The following is a 16,345-nucleotide window of genomic DNA, read 5'->3' as shown; positions in this document are numbered from 1 at the left end:
CATGTCCCATATCGCTCATACCCACCCACGTTTGAGCATCGCCACCGCACTGGGCCTTGCCAGCGGTTTCGCCGCAGCCATCATCGCTCCGCAGATATCCATCACCAGCAAATGCCTGATCGCCTGGAACGTCGGCGTCTGGATTTATCTGCTGCTGATTCTGATACGCACTTTTCGCACCACTGCAGCAGATGCCGAACGTATTTCCATGATCGAAGATGAAAATGCCGGGCTGGTACTCGTCACGGTTTGCTTTGCGGCGTTGGCCAGCCTCGCGGCGATCACGCTGGAGCTGTCCGGCAGCCGGGAAATGACCAGCAATGACCGTGCTCTGCACTACGCATTCACGGCGCTGACCGTGGTGGGCTCATGGCTGATGACCGGAGTGATCTTCAGCCTGCATTACGCCCGTCTCTTCTACACCTGGACAGGCAAGGAACCTGCTTTGCGCTTTGCCGACGGTGAGAAACATCCGGATTACTGGGACTTTCTGTATTTCTCCTTCACGCTTAGCGTTGCCGTTCAGACCTCGGATGTGGGCGTCGCCACGCCGGGCCTGCGCAAGATTGTCCTGGCCCAGAGCCTGATCGGCTTTATCTTCAACACGGCAATCCTTGGTTTCTCGATCAATCTTGCCGCCGGGCTGTTTGGCTAAGCGGCAATCTGGCGCTAATGTGGCGGCACAACCCCGAAAACGTGGATAAAGGCGAATCTGAGATGACGCGAGCGAGAATTGCGGTGCTTGATGACTGGCAATCCGTGGCCAGCGAAGTGGTGGACTGGTCTGTATTGAACAGCATTGGCGAAGTCAGTTTTCTTCACGATTACCCTGCCGACACCGCCACCATGGCGGCGCGTTTGCGAGACTTCAATGTCATTTGCGTCATGCGTGAGCGCACAGTATTTGATGAGGCGCTGCTGGCTCAGCTACCCAACCTGAAGCTGCTGGTGACTGGCGGCATGCGCAATGCTGCGATCGACGTCAAAGCCGCCGGGAAAGCAGGTATTCAGGTGTGCGGAACAGAAAGCTACAAGCACGCCGCACCGGAGTTGACCTGGGCGCTGATCATGGGCGTGACGCGTAATCTGGTGAATGAAGCCAATTCGCTGCGCAGCGGCCAATGGCAGATCGGCATCGGCAGTGACTTGCACGGCAAGACCCTGGGCATTCTCGGCCTGGGCAGTATCGGTAAATGGATCGCCCGCTACGGTCTGGCGTTCGGCATGAAAGTCATTGCCTGGAGTGAAAACCTCACAGCTGAAGCAGCTGCTGAGTCAGGCGTTACTTATGTCAGCAAGCAGGAACTGTTTGAGCAGGCGGACATTCTTTCCATCCATCTGGTACTCAGCGAGCGTAGCCGCGGTCTGGTAGACGCGCAGGCATTGAGCTGGATGAAGCCGACGTCTTACCTGATCAACACCTCTCGCGGCCCCATCGTCGATGAAGCTGCGCTGATCGATACCCTGGAAAAACGGCGTATTGCCGGGGCTGCACTCGATGTTTTCGCTGTCGAGCCGCTACCTGTCGAGCATCCATTCCGGAAACTGGACAACGTGCTCGCCACGCCTCATGTGGGCTATGTCACGGAAAATAATTACCGGATGTTCTTCAGCCAGATGATTGAGGATATTCAGGCCTGGCATGCCGGAGCGCCGATTCGGGTGTTTGGTTAATCCTGCTGCTGGAACAAATCCACTGCAGGACTGGCTTTAGCTGGTCCTACGACGCGTTTCAACACAGTTTCAGGAGCAACACCATGACCCCAAACGCATTCGGCCTCGACAGCGTGCTGCTGGTCATCGACATGCAATATGACTTCATGCCAGGCGGTGCTTTAGCGGTGGCTGAGGGCGATGCGCTGGTGCCGTTGATCAACCGGCTCGGCGAGCAATTCAGCGGTGTCGTCATTACTCAGGATTGGCATCCGGCGGGGCATATTTCCTTCGCGTCCAGCCACTCCGGGCGCATTCCGTTCGAGGTCACCACCCTGCCCTACGGCCCACAGACGCTTTGGCCGGATCACTGCATTCAGGGCAGCCATGGTGCGCAGTTGCACAGCGAACTGGACCTGCCCCATGCGCAACTGATTCTGCGTAAGGGCTGTAATTCGCACATCGATAGCTACTCTGCGTTTCTCGAAGCCGATCGCCAGACACCCACAGGCCTGGCCAGCTACCTGAAAGAGCGCGGCGTACAGAATGTGTTTGTGGTTGGCCTGGCGTTGGACTTCTGCGTCGCGTGGTCGGCACTGGACGCCCGGGCTGCGGGTTTCACTACGCTGGTCGTCGAAGATGCCTGCCGCGCCATCGACATGAATGGATCGTTAGGCAAGGCCTGGCAGGACATGTCAGCGGCAGGGGTGACGCGCATTCAAAGCAGTGAATTACTGACGTCGTAAGGACGGCTGTGTCGGGCAGAACAACGTCTGCCTGACACACCGCATCGCGACCGTCGTAACCTCCGATGGCTCCTACAGAATCAGTGATTGCCGCAGGATCTCAACGCTCCCGGCTGAGGCTCTTCACCGACAGATCCAGCGCCTTCTGCATGTCCAGACGTGCTGAACGGCCGACGTTTTTATCATCCATCTGGTAGTTACGCTCCGACGGTAGAATCGGCGCCGTCAGGTCATCAGCGTCCATCGCTTCGAAGTCGAAATTGCCGCCAATGGGCATGGCACTGCGCCGCAGCAGCATACGCAGTTGCTCGGGCGTCAGCTTCGGATTGATCGAGAGCATGGCCGCAACAATGCCGGTGACCATCGGCGTGGCGTAGGACGTACCGCAATGCACTGCGCCCTGCTCCCCCGAAGTCAGGGTTGACGCGCGGGTGCAGGCCGCAGCCATGATATCGACGCGACTATCGACGTTGGATGATTCGCGCTTCTCGACGTAGGCCGGATCATCGATAGGCAAATCATCATCCTTGCTGCGTTGATGCCCGCCTACCACCAGTAATTGATCAGTGATGAACGACGAAGGCAGTCGATACTCATCCGTGCCGGAGAACGAAGAACCGTTACCGGCTGAATTGATCACCACCACATCAGGGTGCTTTTGCCGCAACCAGAGGAAAAACTCCTCCAGCAATTCCTCGTAACCTGACATGGCGATGCCGGAGCGAATCAGCGAATCCACCTCATCGCCCTCGACATTTTTAGCGCCGACCCTGTGCAGACCCCAGCTCCAATTGATCACCCTCGCCCCGTCTTCCACGAGGTTCACTGAAGCCGCGACATTGGCAGTAATGCCCGCGTCTGAGTTGCGTTCGACAATCACCTCAAAGCCGTGGCTCGTGCCGTCCAGCGCTCGAAGGAAGCCGGTATTGCCACCTTTGCCGGTATCAGCCGCTAAAATCCCCGCCACTGTGGAGCCATGCCCGTCAGGCTTGCTGGCATCCCGGGCATACAGGCAGGTACGGGGCTTGCCTGATTTACAGTCGCCCAGGTAGTCGGCAAAGTCAGGGGCATCGAAGTCCACCTCACGTTCAATGACGCCTATGCGGATCGGCACCGGCTTGATCGGCGAGGTGACAGCGGGAATCCTGCGCTGGTAATAGTTGACTGCGTCCATGAACCGGTTGGCAGCCCACTGATCCTGGGTCGGTTTGGCTTGTTTGCCATCGCTGGGTGCGGCTTCGGCTTCCGGAGACTCGGCAGCGGACTCTTCAACGACCACCGCGTCGACACTGACTTCACTGCCAATGCGCAAAACCATGGCGTCGCGCTGCACCAGATCAGTGACCGGCAGGCGCAACTGGTAAGTATTGAGTGGCGCAATCGAGCCAACCACCGTGGCACCGAATTTGTTTGCGATGCGCTCGGCTTCTTTTGCGGCCGGGAATTTCTCCTCGATGATGACGCTGACCAGATCCACATAGCTGGTCAGGCCATCCATATTCTTCGCCACCTGCTGAGGCGTTGCAGCCAGTACATGACTGCCCGCCATGCTCAGCCAGACCGCATTGCTGCTCTGTCCGCCCTGCTCCAGCCATAGCGGCCCGCTGCGCCAGTCGGCAGCGGTCAGGCGTAATTTGAGCCGCTCACCGTCGCGTTCGAACAACTGCGCGGGCAGCGCTTTGCCATCCAGTTTGAGCTGCACATCCCCAGACTTGAGCCCTTTCACACCGATACAGAATGTCTGCCGCTCACGCCCGAGCAAATCGTCGCAGCGCTGCAGGCGCTCGACCCGCAACGCCTGATCAGCCTGCACCGGAGAAACACTCGCCAGCGCGGCCATGAACACGGGGAACAGCGTACGGCTTAGCATTAAACATACCTGAGGATGTGACGTTAGCAGTCTGACTGCTACGTCACGTCAGGGTTCAGACCCCACCCAGGGCGAAGTTTTTCAGCGTGTCGCCTTCCATTCGATACCGCACCCACTCGTCCTGCGGCTCGGCGCCAATGGATTTGTAGAAGTCGATCGCAGGCTGATTCCAGTCCAGCACGCTCCATTCGAAACGTCCACAACCGCTGTCATGGGCGATTTTTGCGAGATGGCGCAACAGGTGTTTGCCAGCCCCCACACCGCGATGAACCTGCGAAACGAACAGGTCCTCAAGATACAACCCCTTGCGGCCCAGCCAGGTGGAGTAACTGAGGAAATAAACCGCGAAACCTATCGGCTGATCGTCCAGCAGGCAGATCAAGGCACGGGCCGGGGATGCTTCATCAAACAGGCTGCGTTCGATATCCGCAACGTCAGCCAAAACCTCATGCTCGGCCTTTTCATAGATAGCCAACTCGGTAATAAAGCCCAGAATTACCTGGGCATCCGCGCGGGTGGCTTCACGAATCTGCAATGTCACGTTTATCTCCTTGAAGACTGGTTTTTATTAATCAATCAGATGGGCTCAATGGCGAACGACCAGCGGAGGATTGTGTCTCAACCATCAGCCCGGCGCAGCATTTAAACACCTACGCCTTCACTCGCATTTTAAGGATGTTGTATGGACGATAAAGCAGAAGGCAGAACACCCGGGTTGTCCGCAGAAGAGGAACGGGAAGTCGACGAGAATCAGCCACCGCGACCGGCGGTGCTGCACGAGACCATCCGCATTCAGGGCGATCACGAACTCGAGCGCAGCGTCGCCGCGTTGTGGTGGTCCGCGTTGGCCGCAGGTCTGACCATGGGCCTGTCGCTGATGGCCATGGGATTGTTCAAATCCCGCCTGCCGGATATTGAATCCAGCCATGTGATCGCCAGCCTGGGTTACTCCGCCGGTTTTCTCGCGGTCATCCTCGCCCGCCAGCAGTTGTTCACCGAAAACACCCTGACTGCGGTGCTGCCGGTCATGAGCCAGCCCACCCTGAGCAATCTGGGCCGGTTATTTCGCTTGTGGGGTGTGGTGCTATTCGGCAACTTGTGCGGCACGTTGCTGGTGGCTTATGTGATGTTGCATTTGCCTATTTTCGACAGCAAGACCGATCACGCCTTCCTCGAAATTGGCCGTAAGGTCATGGAAAACGACGTCACCCATATGTTTTCCAAAGGTATTGTGTCTGGCTGGATGATCGCCACCATGGTCTGGATGATTGCGTCCATGGAGGCCGCCAAGATCTGGATCATCGTGCTGATCACCTACCTGATGGCATTGGGCGATTTCACCCACATCGTGGTCGGTTCGGCAGAGGTTTCTTATCTGGTGTTTGCAGGTGAGTTGTCCTGGAGTGACTTCTGGCTGGTGTTCGCGGCACCGACACTGGGCGGCAATATCATCGGCGGCAGCTTCATTTTCGCTATCCTCAGTCATGCGCAGATCCGCAGCGAGAAAGACACTACGGCCAAACTGGAACGGGACCGGTTGAAGAAGATTGAAGAGAAGAAGCGGCTCAAAGAGGAAGAGCAGGCTACTTCGGTTACTAAATAATTTAAGCTGGAATGCGATTTCTCTGTGGGAAATCGCATTTCAACCCAGGCCAAGTGCCAGATGAAAATTCTTTCAGAATCTGTTCAGGTTAGATGAGCCAGAATGGCGTTTTGGCTGTAACCCCTTCAGGCAGGCAAGATGACCCGAATTCTGACCATCGAAGACGACGCCGTGACCGCCCGGGAAATCGTCGCTGAATTGAGCAACCATGGCCTCGAAGTAGACTGGGTGGATAACGGTCGCGAAGGCCTCGCCCGAGCAGTAAGCGGTGATTACGATCTGATCACTCTGGATCGTATGTTGCCCGAAGTAGACGGCCTGGCGATTGTCACGACCTTGCGCGCTCAAGGTATCTTCACCCCCATCCTGATGATCAGCGCCCTCTCCGATGTCGACGAGCGCGTCCGGGGCCTGCGTGCCGGTGGCGATGATTATCTGGCCAAACCGTTTGCCTCCGATGAAATGGCTGCGCGGGTTGAAGTCCTGTTGCGCCGACGCAACCCGGTGGCGGCAGCAGAAACCGTCCTGCAAGTCGCCGACCTTGAACTGAATCTGATCAAGCGTGAAGCCAGCCGTGGCCAGCAACCGTTGAGCTTGCTGCCCACGGAATACAAACTGCTGGAATTCCTGATGCGTAACAGCGGGCAGATCATCACCCGCATGATGATTTTCGAAGAAGTCTGGGGCTATCACTTCGATCCCGGGACCAACCTGATCGATGTGCATATCGGCCGCCTGCGCAAAAAAATCGATCCGCCCGGCATGACTCCACTGATTCGAACCGTACGAGGCTCGGGTTATGTCATTGCTGAACCCGTCTAAAGGCTGGCGATCCTCCAGCAGCCGCTTGCTGGCGCTGTACAGCTTTCTATTTGTGGCCTGGAGCTGCACCTTGATCGGGGTGGTCTACTGGGAAGTCAGCAGCTATCTGGAAAACCTCGCCCGTCACTCCCTCATGCAACGCCAGCAGTTGTTCGCCCGCTTCGAAGGTGAACAACTGATCGAGGCGTTGACCTCCAGCATGACCTTTGACATGCGCGCCGTAGACGCCTACGGATTGTTCGATGCAGAGTTGCGCCCGCTCAACGGTCCGATCAAGACCGTACCGCCAAGCCTGCCGCTGGACGGTAAAATCCATCAGCTCAGCAACTGCGTCGACTCGCAAGACCCGCACATGCCGCAGGATACCTGCGATGCAGTTGCCAGCCAGACGCGTGACGGTCACTGGCTGGTACTGGTGCGTGACAACGGCTCCTTGTTTGCGGTGACTACCCTGATCTTGCGCGCCCTGCTGTGGGGGCTGTCACTGACGATTATTCCAGGCATCGCTGGCTGGCATCTGCTCAGCCGCCGACCGTTGAAACGCATTCGTGGTATCCAGGCCAGCGCCGAAGCAATCGTCGCTGGCGACCTCGGGCGCCGTTTGCCGGTGTCCGCACGGCGCGACGAACTGGACATGCTGGCAGTCATCGTCAATGCCATGCTTGATCGCATCGAAAAGCTGATGAACGAGGTCAAGGGCGTCTGTGACAACATTGCCCATGACTTGCGTACACCGCTGACTCGCCTGCGGGCACAGCTGTACCGCATTCAGCAGCAATCACCGGAAGACTCGCTGGTCGCCACGCAAATGGATCAGGTGATTGCCGAAGCGGACACCTTGATGGCGCGCTTTCGCGGTTTGCTGCGTATCTCAGAAATCGAAGATCACCAGCGACGCTCGGCATTCATCGAGATCGACCCCGGCGCGTTGTTGCAAGAGGTCCATGATTTCTACCTGCCCCTGGCTGAAGAAGGCGGCGTCAGCCTTTACCTGCGCGTAGAGGATCCGCTGCCACAGCTACTGGGCGACCGCGCCCTGCTCTTTGAAGCACTGGCCAATCTGCTCAGCAACTCGATCAAGTTCACCCCGCCCAATGGCAGCGTGATCCTGAGTGCCCGGGCCGACGGCGACAGCACGTGTCTTGAAGTCCAGGACTCAGGCCCCGGCATTCCCGAAGCCGAACGCCAGGCGGTGTTTCAGCGTTTCTATCGCAGCGAAGGCAGCACTCAGAAACACGGCTTTGGTCTGGGGCTATCGATTGTTGCTGCGATCGTCAATCTGCACGGCTTCACCCTGCATATCGGAACCAGCCCGCTGGGCGGCGCGAGATTGAGTCTGGAGTGTCGGCAGACGGTGGCGTTGGTGTGATCGTCCGCGATAACAACAGTTAAGTTGGAACTGTAGGAGTGAGCTTGCTCGCGATAACGGTAGACCTGTTGAGAACTACCGTCTGACCTGACGCCATCGCGAGCAAGCTCACTCCTACAGGTAAAGAAGCATTCCAAATTAGTTAGTTGTAGCTTGTTTGATGAGAGCCGCCCCGGTGTCCCTGGCACCACGCTGTCGCGAAACAAACATTGGACTGTTGCCGCCCACTAGCTCCAACAGCCCCCCGTTTACTCAGTGATTTATATTTTGTTTGATAGGGGCTGTCGAAGGCTGCGAAAGCGTTCATTCTGATACACCGCCATCGCAGCCTTCGGCAGCTCCTACAGGACGTTTACGGTTTCACAGGTAGCCGTATTTCAAGGCACCGAAAAACCAAACAACACCCGCGGCGCATCAACCAGCAAGCCGCGAAGTTCAGCCCCGGAACACCCAAGCCCCTGTAATTGGCCAATGGCCCGAGCGAAATCAACTTCACTCTCGTGCTGCGTATGCGGCCAGTCACTGCCCCAGACCAGACGATTCAGACCGAAGCACTTGATCAGCAAAGGCATGGCTGCCCTGGCAAAACCGGCGTTTTGCTCAGGGCTGCCGCCCAGGCGGTAAATCGCTGAAACCTTGACCCATACCCGACCGCTCAAACCGCATTCCAGCAACGCTTGAAACGCCGGATGATCAACCCCGAGCGGCGCGTCAGGACGGCCAAAGTGGTCGACCACGATCTTGCAGCCAAACGGCATCAGACCGCGAATCAGGGTTGGAATATCTTCTACCCCGCGATGCAACTCCACGTGCCAGCCCAGCGCGGAAACCTCATCGAGAAGCCGTTTCCAGCCCGGCTCGGTAAAGTCCGGCAAAGGCTTGCCCATCAGGTTCAACCGAATCCCGACAATGCCCTGCTCGTCCATCTGCCGCAGTTCTTCACGGCTGATGTCGGCATCGACCACCGCCACACCGCGCAGTTGCTCTGGCGCCTTGGCCAGCGCGTCCAGCAGGTATTGATTGTCGGTCCCCAGAAAGCTCGGTTGCACCAGAACGCCATGGCTCAGGCCATTCTCGCGCAGCTGTCGCAAGTAGGCATCAAGCGTCGCGTCATAGTCGGGGGTGTAACGGCGGCCCGCCGTCAGGCTCAGATCGCTGCTGAACACGTGGGCGTGACCATCGATACCGATGATTGGGGTAGTACAGGACTCAGGCATGGAACTCATCTATCAAGGAAGCGCGGTGCAAACGCACCGCGCGTGGATCTACTGCAAACCAGACGGCACGTCAGGCTTGCTGCGGGGTTTCACGTCCTTGAGTCGCATCAGTTTCGGGCGTGGTCGCTTCCAGGCTGCGACCACGGGTTTCAGGCAGGCAAAGTGCGGCAATCACTGCCACGCCGTAGGCGATACCAGCATCGATACCGATGGCCGAGCCCAGCGACATGGATTCGCTCATGTGACCGACCATGAACGGGAATACAGCGGACAATACGCGGCCGAAGTTGTAGCAAAAGCCCACCCCTGCTCCGCGCACATCAGCGGGATATAGCTCGTTGAAGAACGAGCCGAGACTGGCTGGGATACCGGCTGCAAAGAAACCCAGCGGGAAGCCGAGGAACAGCATTTGGGTATTGGTCAGGGGCAGGAATACATAGCACTGCACAGTGACCACGCAGCAGATGGCGAACAGCAAAATGTTCATACGGCGACCGATACGGTCAATCAGGAAGCCGCTGGCCACGCAGCCACACCAGAAAGCGACAATGATCACCGCCAGATAGCCGCCAGAGTTCAATACCGAGAGATTGCGCTCGGTTTTCAGGAAGGTTGGCAACCAGGTCATTACCGCGTGGTAACCACCGTGAGCCCCCAGACCCAGGATGCCGCCGAGCAGGGTTACACGCAGCAACTCAGGGCGAAAAATACCCGCCATGGACTTGAAGAAGCTTTTCGGCGTGGTCTTGTCTTTCTGCTGACGCTGGAAGCTGTCCGGCTCTTCAACATTGCGGCGTACCCAGATGATCAGCAGCGATGGCAACAGACCGACAAGGAACATCGCCCGCCAGGCGATATCCTGCGGCACCAACGAGTAGATCAGGGTAAAGACCAGCACCGCCAGGCCCCAGCCAACCGCCCAGGCGCTCTGCACGGTGCCCATCACCTTGCCGCGATATTTGGACTGGATGGTTTCTGCCATCAACACTGCACCGGCAGCCCACTCGCCACCGATACCAAAGCCTTGCAGGGCCTTGACGATCAGCAACTGGTTGAAGCCGGTGACGAACGCCGAGAGAAAAGTGAAAAACGAGAACCAGAGGATCATCCACTGCAGGGTACGGACCCGGCCGTAGCGATCAGACAGCGTACCGCCGACCCAGCCGCCCAGTGCCGAGGTGACCAGTGTCACGCCGCTGATCAAGCCGGCATCGCCCTTGGTGAGGGCAAAGGCGGCAATCAGCGCCGGAATCGCCAGGCCGAACATCTGCACTTCCAGCGCATCCAGCGACCAGCCGCCGAAACACGCCCAAAACGTTTTGCGCTCCCGAGGAGTGACTTGGCGATACCAACTGAACATGGTTTTTGTCCTTATATAGAGTTACCCGGAGCCCCTGAAAGACGCCAGGTGGGGGCAAGTTCACTCGCGAATCGATATTCCAGCCGACGGGTTTGCGCCGGCTGTAAATGCCCTTTCGCGAATGAATTCGCTCCCACCTGTGCACCCTGTTCCAATCCAGGCCATTGCGATCGTTTGATAAAAGTGAATCAGGGAAAGAGCCGAGGCATCAGCCTCAGCGGATTTCCACGCTGTAACGGAAATGACTGGCATGCCCACGCGAACGGCGCCATTCCAGAGGTTCGCCCGCGTAATTGCGCGCCAGACGTTCAATCACCACAACCGGGCTGTTGGCTGGAATCTGCAACAGCCGCGCATGCACTTCACTGACGGCCTCGGCTGTCAGTGTCTCTTCGGCATAAGCGACCACCTGGCCACATAGCGCTTCGTAAATCGGGTAAAGCAACGGCCCCTGCCGTTGCAGGTCGTTATCCAGCAATGCCTGGAACTGAACCCGAGGCAGCCAGATTTCTTCCGCCAGCATTGGCTGCGCGTCGAGCAAGCGCAGACGTACCATGCGAATGACGGGGGCGTTCGGAATCAGACCAAGGGCCTGGCTGACCGCCGACGGCGCGGTCATGGGTTCAATGGAAAGAATTCGGCTTTCCGGAACCTGACGCGCGCCAGCAGCGGACTGAAAACGAAAGAAGCGGAACAGCGAAGATTCAAACTGCGGGCGACGGATAAATGTTCCGCGACCCTGCTGACGCTCAAGAATGTTGTCGGCAACCAGCATGTCGATGGCTTTACGCACCGTGCCGGTGGACAGGCAATACTCGCTGGACAGTGCCGCTTCGGTAGGAATTGCCTCGCCTGGACGCCAGCGATTGTTGGCAATCTGCTCAGCTAACTGATCGCGCAGACGTTGATAAAGGGGTAGACGCTCATCACTGGATAATCTGTTCATATTTTTATTTATCTAGTCATCTATATGAATGTGCAGCGAAGTATTGTCTTGATACAAAAGGTCGTCAAGAGCAACCCGGTCACATTTTTTCGCTCCGTTCTATAAGATGGCCAGGTTTCAGCCCAAGACGCCCGTCGTTGAGGGCGATCCCTGAATCAGAAGTGAAGCGAGATGATGCAATTGACGGAAATTGACGCTGGACTGGCTGACTGGAATGCACTGCGAACTGCCCACGATGAAGAATGGGGGTTGTTGATGGGCAATGGTGCCAGTCTGGCTGTCTGGAAAAACTTCGCCTACGACTCGCTGTTCGACCTGTCGCAAACCACCCGCAGCAACCCCATGAGCCGGACCGAGCTGGCGGTGTTCAGCGCCATGGACACTCACAACTTCGAGCCCGTGCTGGCGGCACTGAAGTCGGCAATGCGGGTCAATGCAGCGCTGACCATCAGTTCTTCGTCGCCGCGCAACCGGTACTTCGCCATCAAGGAAGCGCTGATCCATGCGATCCGCTCGGTGCACATCCCGTGGAAGCTGATCGAAGCCGATACGCTGGCCCGGATGAACGCCGAGTTGCAGCGCTATGCCAGCGTCTACTCGAGTAACTATGACCTGCTCGCCTATTGGGCGGTGATGCATGCACCGGAGCACTTCGACGATCTGTTCAACGACGACGCGACGTTCAATCTGCATGCAACCCGGGCTAACGCGACACGGATCCTGCATCTGCATGGCGGCATGCATCTGGTGAAGAATCTGGACGGCTCGGTGCGCAAGCTGCTGTCCTCGGAAAGCTCGTTGCTGGGTAGCTTCGCCATCAATGCACTGGACGATGTACCGCTGTTCATCAGCGAAGGCACCAGCGCCGAGAAGATGAAGCTCATCCGCACTTCGGATTACCTGTCGTTCTGTCACGGGCAACTGGCGCAACACCGTGATGCGTTGTGCATCTTCGGCCATGCGCTGGGCAAGCAGGATGCACACATCGTCGCCGCGATTCGTCAGGCCCGACCGAAGCGCATCGCGATCTCCGTGCTGCCGCGCAGCGAGGCGTTTATCGAATTCCAGAAGCGCCACTACAAAGAGTTGTTCGGTGATCTGGATATCGAGTTGAGCTTTTTTGATGCAAAGAGCCATCCGCTGGGGAGCGCGGATTCGTTGGTGAAGGCCTGACTGTAATGCTTACTCCTGTGGGAGCGGTGCTTGCCCGCGATAAAGGCGACGCGGTTTGAAGCATAGACCGAGTTGTTCTTATCGTCGAAATGCCGCCCAGACCAAGCACCGTTCCCCCAGCCTCACGAAATCCTCGTTGGAGCGAGGCTTGCCCGCGAATCAGTCAGCGCGGTATGGCAGGCACACGGTGTTATCGTTCTTCGCGGGCAAGCCTCGCGCCAACCAATGTCCACATGAGCCTGGCCAGCAGCTATCTACCAGAGGATGCCTACCCCGCCCCAACTCGCCGCGCCGGCGCCAACGCTTCAGCGATATGCGCGACCAGATACTCTGCATCACGCGCCACGCCTGAAAACCTGCCGGAACCCCAGCTGTAAAGCCATGGCAAGCCGAGGAAATACAAGCCCGGCTGCGCGGTAATACCCCGCTTGTGTCCCGGATGACCGCGACCGTTGAACACGGGCGCTTCGACCCATGTGAAGTCAGGCGTAAAACCGATGCACCAGACAATACTGGTGATGCCTGCCGCGTCCAGATCAAGCTCGGTACGCTCCTGCTCCGGCGTCCACTGCGGCACGTAAACCTCGCCGGCCGGAGCGTCTATTCCCTGTTCCAGAATGTACTTATCAATGGAGCCATTGATCCTGTTGTAGACCGCATCAGCGCTGTCGAGACTTTGCCTGAGGTTGTTGGCAAAGGTCAGCGTGCCGCCCCGCAAGCCTTCAAGACGACCGAACAATTGCATCCCTTCAGCAGCAAAGCGACGCAGGTCGATATCCCGGCCGCCATCACGCCCGGTGACGTAGTGGTTGGTGTTGTCGCGCACGCCTTCACGCAGCGGATGTGTGTCGACGCCGATGTCGTAGTAGCCCATCTCGGCCAGCCAGTCGACCACGTCCTTGCCACGATAAAAACGCGCACAGCGCGGTGCCTCGCCGACCGCAAGATAGACCTTGCGCCCGGCCAGGTGCAAATCTTCGGCAATCTGCGCGCCGCTCTGCCCTGAGCCTACGACCAACACACTGCCTTCGGGCAGCGACTCGGCGTTGCGGTATTGCTCGGAGTGGATCTGGGTGATCTGCGCGGACACACGCTCGGCCAGGCGCGGGATGATCGGCGTGTGATAACCGCCCGACGCGACGATCACCTGATCGGCCGTGAACTCGCCTTTGGAGGTATGCACCTCAAAGCCACCAACAGCGCGTGGCAGCACACGCTGCACCACCACGCCTTCGAGCGCAGGCGCATTGACCGACGCGACAAAGCCCGCCAGATATTCGTTGATTTGCCCCTTGGTCATGAAGCCATGGGGATCTTTACCCTGATGCTCCACGTCGTAGCGATACCCGGGCAACGCGCATTGCCAGTTGGGCGTAACCAGGCTGAACGCGTCCCAGCGCTGGGTCCGCCAAGTGTGGGTCAGGCTATGTTTCTCCAGCACCAGATGTTCGATGCCGTGAGCCTGCAGATAATGGCTGGCAGACAATCCGGCCTGACCTCCGCCGACGATGATTACGCTGTGATGGGGTGGTTTGATTGAGGTGAGAGGGTTGGGCATTTGAAAGCTCCGGTGAGTCGCGGATTGCACGTTCTGTAGGAGCTGCCGAAGGCTGCGATAGCGTTATACCTGACACACCGCTTTCGCAGCCTTCGGCAGCTCCTACAGGGCATTTGTTTCAGAAAGAACTCCACCCCGAACTCGGCACTCGTCCACCGCCTTCAGTGCGCATGCTGATCACCTGAACGGCGCCCTCTTCCTGCCGCATGGCCTGACCCTTCAGGGAATTAAGGGTGTCCATTGCAGAACTGCAGTAGAAACCCTTGACCTGTTTGACCCGCTCCGAGGCGTTGTTGAGGCCGCCCTCGATGCGCTGCAGAAAATCGGCCAGCGGGTAACTGGCGCCTTCTTGCAGGTGGTCGTAGATCACCGTCGAAGGTGAGTAACCGGAAGCTTCCTTGCCATTGGGCCAGCGAATGGTGAAATTGACAGCGGGCATGTCAGTGCTCCTGTTGGGTGTTCAATGAGGACAGATCAAGATGGGCATAACTGAATCCGGTGAAAGCTTGCTCCCTCAGATTCCAGAATTCGGCATGTTGCGAACCCGCCTGCACAGTCAGTGCTCCCCGCGGCTTCACCTCGCCGATTCGCGCGCAGCAAAGCCCTTCAAACTCGAAAGCGGCCTGCACGTTGGGCCAGTTTTTTTCATCAAGGGTGATCACAAAGCCGTAGCTGGGAAAGACCTGCAGCCAGCGCTCCGGAAGAGCGTCTGGCGGACATGGCAACGCATTCAAATCCACGTGCCCGCCACAACCGGTGGCCTCCAGTAGCATCAGCAGGCTGCCCAATATTCCGGCATTGCTGATGTCCTTGGCGGCATGCAGCAGTTGCGCCTCGGCCAGACGTGGCAGCACTTCAAGCTTGCTGCGCAGCCGTGAGGCCGGGACGCCTTCAAACGCTTTCCAGTAGGGGGTATCCGCATGCCACTGGCCTTCGAGGTCGACCGCCATGGCGATGACCTGCCCCGGCGCCACATGCAGGCTCGACAGCAACCTGTTGGCGACTCCGGTAATCGCCACAGCCAACGCAGTCGGATTACCAGAGGCCAGGCTGGTATGCCCGCCCGCCAGAATCAGACCGTAGGCTTCACACGCGGCACGAATCCCGGCCAACACCTGCTGCGCAGCATCCTGATCATGGTGCCAATAGGCGTTGACCACCGCAGTGGCGCGACCGCCCATTGCAGTGATATCGCTGACATTGGCCATCACTGCAGACCAGCCAGCGAACCACGGCGCGGCACTGACAAAACCGGGCAACATGCCTTCGATGGCCAATAGTTGAAACTGCTCGCCGCAGGCAATGGCTGCGGTGTCATCACCGGGCAACGCGTACAGCTCGGTGCGGGTCATCACCTTGTCCGCTTTGCCGGTGACCGCTGCGGGCTGCTGAATGGCCTGCTTGGAAAGCATTGCCTGGGTGTTTCGCAACCGTTCGAGCAGCGCTGGCAGATCGTTGATCTCACGCATGGCGGGCTCCCTGCAACGTGCGCAATGACACCTGACGCGGCATGAACGGGTAGCACGTCAAATCAGCCTGCATCAGGCAATGAGGTTGCCCGAGCAACTCAAGATGACTCAGGGTTTGCCAGTGCAGCGCCTGAAAATACAGCTCGTTTGCCGTCTGTACGGTGGCGTGAAAAATTTCACAGCCCAGATCCTTCGCTTGCGACACCGCCTCGTTGACCAGCGCCTTGCCAATCATGCTGTGGCGTCGATAGGCAGGCGCAACGCATAAGCGTCCGCCAAACCACAAACCAGGTTCCGGCTGGTAAATCCGTACTGCGCCGACCACCTGATCGGCCATGCCGCAATTGCCTGCCAGCGCGACAATGGCAATCGCTTGAAAGTCGTGACCGTCCTTGTCTTGCGCCAGCAGTTGTTGCTCATCGGAAAACACCGCCCGACGCACCGCGTAATAAGCCTGTCTCTCCCAGGGTTCGGTGGCCGGTTTGACCAGCAGTTCACCCGCCCGGAAGGGCTCGAACGTGCTGTCGACTAGAGCGAAGGCAAGGCTGGGCATGGGCGC

At 58.2% G+C, this 16,345-nt stretch carries 16 protein-coding genes; 7 read left to right on the top strand and 9 right to left on the bottom strand.

Annotated elements, in window-relative coordinates:
- Position 1 precedes the first annotated feature (1 nt).
- The 3 genes from ACYASS_RS22940 to pncA all read left to right on the top strand — a co-directional run bounded on the left by ACYASS_RS22940 (position 2) and on the right by pncA (position 2,399).
- Positions 2–655: a DUF1345 domain-containing protein gene (locus ACYASS_RS22940; protein ID WP_463587796.1), complete on the top strand. Its 654-nt coding sequence runs from the start codon at positions 2–4 to the stop codon at positions 653–655.
- A 62-nt stretch (positions 656–717) separates the two neighbouring features.
- A complete protein-coding gene (locus tag ACYASS_RS22935) occupies positions 718–1,674 on the top strand; it encodes a D-2-hydroxyacid dehydrogenase family protein (RefSeq protein WP_463587795.1) in 957 nt (318 codons plus the stop codon).
- Between the two features lie 83 nt (positions 1,675–1,757).
- Entirely contained in the window at positions 1,758–2,399 is a 642-nt protein-coding gene (gene pncA, locus ACYASS_RS22930) for a bifunctional nicotinamidase/pyrazinamidase (protein WP_243248386.1), read from the top strand.
- A 100-nt stretch (positions 2,400–2,499) separates the two neighbouring features.
- Here the strand turns inward: pncA and ACYASS_RS22925 are convergent, their stop codons facing one another.
- Together ACYASS_RS22925 and ACYASS_RS22920 are read right to left on the bottom strand one after the other, a co-directional pair.
- Positions 2,500–4,269 (bottom strand): S8/S53 family peptidase, encoded by a 1,770-nt coding sequence (locus ACYASS_RS22925; RefSeq protein ID WP_463587794.1) that lies wholly within the window; start codon positions 4,267–4,269, stop codon positions 2,500–2,502.
- Positions 4,270–4,324: 55 nt separating this feature from the next.
- Complete coding sequence (locus tag ACYASS_RS22920) at positions 4,325–4,810, bottom strand: GNAT family N-acetyltransferase (protein WP_463587793.1); 486 nt, start codon at positions 4,808–4,810, stop codon at positions 4,325–4,327.
- Between the two features lie 141 nt (positions 4,811–4,951).
- On the opposite strand from ACYASS_RS22920, the gene ACYASS_RS22915 reads away from it, so the two are divergent.
- The 3 genes from ACYASS_RS22915 to ACYASS_RS22905 all read left to right on the top strand — a co-directional run bounded on the left by ACYASS_RS22915 (position 4,952) and on the right by ACYASS_RS22905 (position 8,063).
- On the top strand, positions 4,952–5,872 hold the full coding sequence (locus tag ACYASS_RS22915; RefSeq protein WP_463587792.1) for a formate/nitrite transporter family protein: 921 nt from the start codon (positions 4,952–4,954) through the stop codon (positions 5,870–5,872).
- 138 nt (positions 5,873–6,010) lie between these two features.
- Positions 6,011–6,694 (top strand): response regulator transcription factor, encoded by a 684-nt coding sequence (locus ACYASS_RS22910; RefSeq protein ID WP_463587791.1) that lies wholly within the window; start codon positions 6,011–6,013, stop codon positions 6,692–6,694.
- Positions 6,672–8,063 carry a sensor histidine kinase gene (locus tag ACYASS_RS22905; protein WP_463587790.1) on the top strand — a complete coding sequence of 464 codons (1,392 nt, stop codon included), beginning with the start codon at positions 6,672–6,674 and terminating at the stop codon, positions 8,061–8,063. Before ACYASS_RS22910 ends, ACYASS_RS22905 begins: the two co-directional genes overlap by 23 nt.
- A gap of 377 nt (positions 8,064–8,440) precedes the next feature.
- On the opposite strand, the gene ACYASS_RS22900 is transcribed toward ACYASS_RS22905, so the two are convergent.
- The 3 genes from ACYASS_RS22900 to ACYASS_RS22890 form a co-directional block, all read right to left on the bottom strand.
- Positions 8,441–9,280, bottom strand: coding sequence for an amidohydrolase family protein (locus ACYASS_RS22900; RefSeq protein WP_463587789.1), 840 nt, complete (start codon positions 9,278–9,280; stop codon positions 8,441–8,443).
- A gap of 70 nt (positions 9,281–9,350) precedes the next feature.
- Positions 9,351–10,640, bottom strand: a complete 1,290-nt coding sequence (locus ACYASS_RS22895; RefSeq protein WP_463587788.1) for an MFS transporter — start codon at positions 10,638–10,640, stop codon at positions 9,351–9,353.
- Positions 10,641–10,854: 214 nt separating this feature from the next.
- Complete coding sequence (locus ACYASS_RS22890) at positions 10,855–11,586, bottom strand: GntR family transcriptional regulator (protein ID WP_463587787.1); 732 nt, start codon at positions 11,584–11,586, stop codon at positions 10,855–10,857.
- Between the two features lie 171 nt (positions 11,587–11,757).
- Between ACYASS_RS22890 and ACYASS_RS22885 the strand changes: the two genes are divergently transcribed.
- On the top strand, positions 11,758–12,759 hold the full coding sequence (locus ACYASS_RS22885; protein WP_463587786.1) for a DUF4917 family protein: 1,002 nt from the start codon (positions 11,758–11,760) through the stop codon (positions 12,757–12,759).
- A gap of 268 nt (positions 12,760–13,027) precedes the next feature.
- Here the strand turns inward: ACYASS_RS22885 and ACYASS_RS22880 are convergent, their stop codons facing one another.
- From ACYASS_RS22880 to ACYASS_RS22865, 4 genes are all read right to left on the bottom strand, one after another.
- A complete protein-coding gene (locus ACYASS_RS22880) occupies positions 13,028–14,317 on the bottom strand; it encodes an MSMEG_0569 family flavin-dependent oxidoreductase (protein WP_463587785.1) in 1,290 nt (429 codons plus the stop codon).
- Positions 14,318–14,435: 118 nt separating this feature from the next.
- Positions 14,436–14,756 carry an MSMEG_0570 family nitrogen starvation response protein gene (locus tag ACYASS_RS22875; protein ID WP_243248378.1) on the bottom strand — a complete coding sequence of 107 codons (321 nt, stop codon included), beginning with the start codon at positions 14,754–14,756 and terminating at the stop codon, positions 14,436–14,438.
- 1 nt (position 14,757) lies between these two features.
- The gene (locus tag ACYASS_RS22870; RefSeq protein ID WP_463587784.1) at positions 14,758–15,786 is read right to left on the bottom strand and encodes a sll0787 family AIR synthase-like protein; all 1,029 of its coding nucleotides are present in this window, start codon (positions 15,784–15,786) and stop codon (positions 14,758–14,760) included.
- Complete coding sequence (locus ACYASS_RS22865) at positions 15,779–16,339, bottom strand: MSMEG_0567/Sll0786 family nitrogen starvation N-acetyltransferase (RefSeq protein ID WP_463587783.1); 561 nt, start codon at positions 16,337–16,339, stop codon at positions 15,779–15,781. Before ACYASS_RS22865 ends, ACYASS_RS22870 begins: the two co-directional genes overlap by 8 nt.
- Between the last annotated feature and the right edge of the window lie 6 nt (positions 16,340–16,345).

The sequence above is a fragment of the Pseudomonas sp. HP_14 genome (assembly GCF_055283875.1).
This window is presented reverse-complemented; position numbering and strand designations above follow the sequence as displayed.

Bases quoted from the DNA above. Each gene is read 5' to 3' on its own strand.
- ACYASS_RS22940 (WP_463587796.1), top strand. From the start codon at position 2: ATGTCCCATATCGCTCATACCCACCCACGTTTGAGCATCGCCACCGCA.
- ACYASS_RS22935 (WP_463587795.1), top strand. From the start codon at position 718: ATGACGCGAGCGAGAATTGCGGTGCTTGATGACTGGCAATCCGTGGCC.
- pncA (WP_243248386.1), top strand. From the start codon at position 1,758: ATGACCCCAAACGCATTCGGCCTCGACAGCGTGCTGCTGGTCATCGAC.
- ACYASS_RS22925 (WP_463587794.1), bottom strand. From the start codon at position 4,269: ATGCTAAGCCGTACGCTGTTCCCCGTGTTCATGGCCGCGCTGGCGAGT.
- ACYASS_RS22915 (WP_463587792.1), top strand. From the start codon at position 4,952: ATGGACGATAAAGCAGAAGGCAGAACACCCGGGTTGTCCGCAGAAGAG.
- ACYASS_RS22910 (WP_463587791.1), top strand. From the start codon at position 6,011: ATGACCCGAATTCTGACCATCGAAGACGACGCCGTGACCGCCCGGGAA.
- ACYASS_RS22905 (WP_463587790.1), top strand. From the start codon at position 6,672: ATGTCATTGCTGAACCCGTCTAAAGGCTGGCGATCCTCCAGCAGCCGC.
- ACYASS_RS22900 (WP_463587789.1), bottom strand. From the start codon at position 9,280: ATGCCTGAGTCCTGTACTACCCCAATCATCGGTATCGATGGTCACGCC.
- ACYASS_RS22895 (WP_463587788.1), bottom strand. From the start codon at position 10,640: ATGTTCAGTTGGTATCGCCAAGTCACTCCTCGGGAGCGCAAAACGTTT.
- ACYASS_RS22890 (WP_463587787.1), bottom strand. From the start codon at position 11,586: ATGAACAGATTATCCAGTGATGAGCGTCTACCCCTTTATCAACGTCTG.
- ACYASS_RS22885 (WP_463587786.1), top strand. From the start codon at position 11,758: ATGATGCAATTGACGGAAATTGACGCTGGACTGGCTGACTGGAATGCA.
- ACYASS_RS22880 (WP_463587785.1), bottom strand. From the start codon at position 14,317: ATGCCCAACCCTCTCACCTCAATCAAACCACCCCATCACAGCGTAATC.
- ACYASS_RS22875 (WP_243248378.1), bottom strand. From the start codon at position 14,756: ATGCCCGCTGTCAATTTCACCATTCGCTGGCCCAATGGCAAGGAAGCT.
- ACYASS_RS22870 (WP_463587784.1), bottom strand. From the start codon at position 15,786: ATGCGTGAGATCAACGATCTGCCAGCGCTGCTCGAACGGTTGCGAAAC.
- ACYASS_RS22865 (WP_463587783.1), bottom strand. From the start codon at position 16,339: ATGCCCAGCCTTGCCTTCGCTCTAGTCGACAGCACGTTCGAGCCCTTC.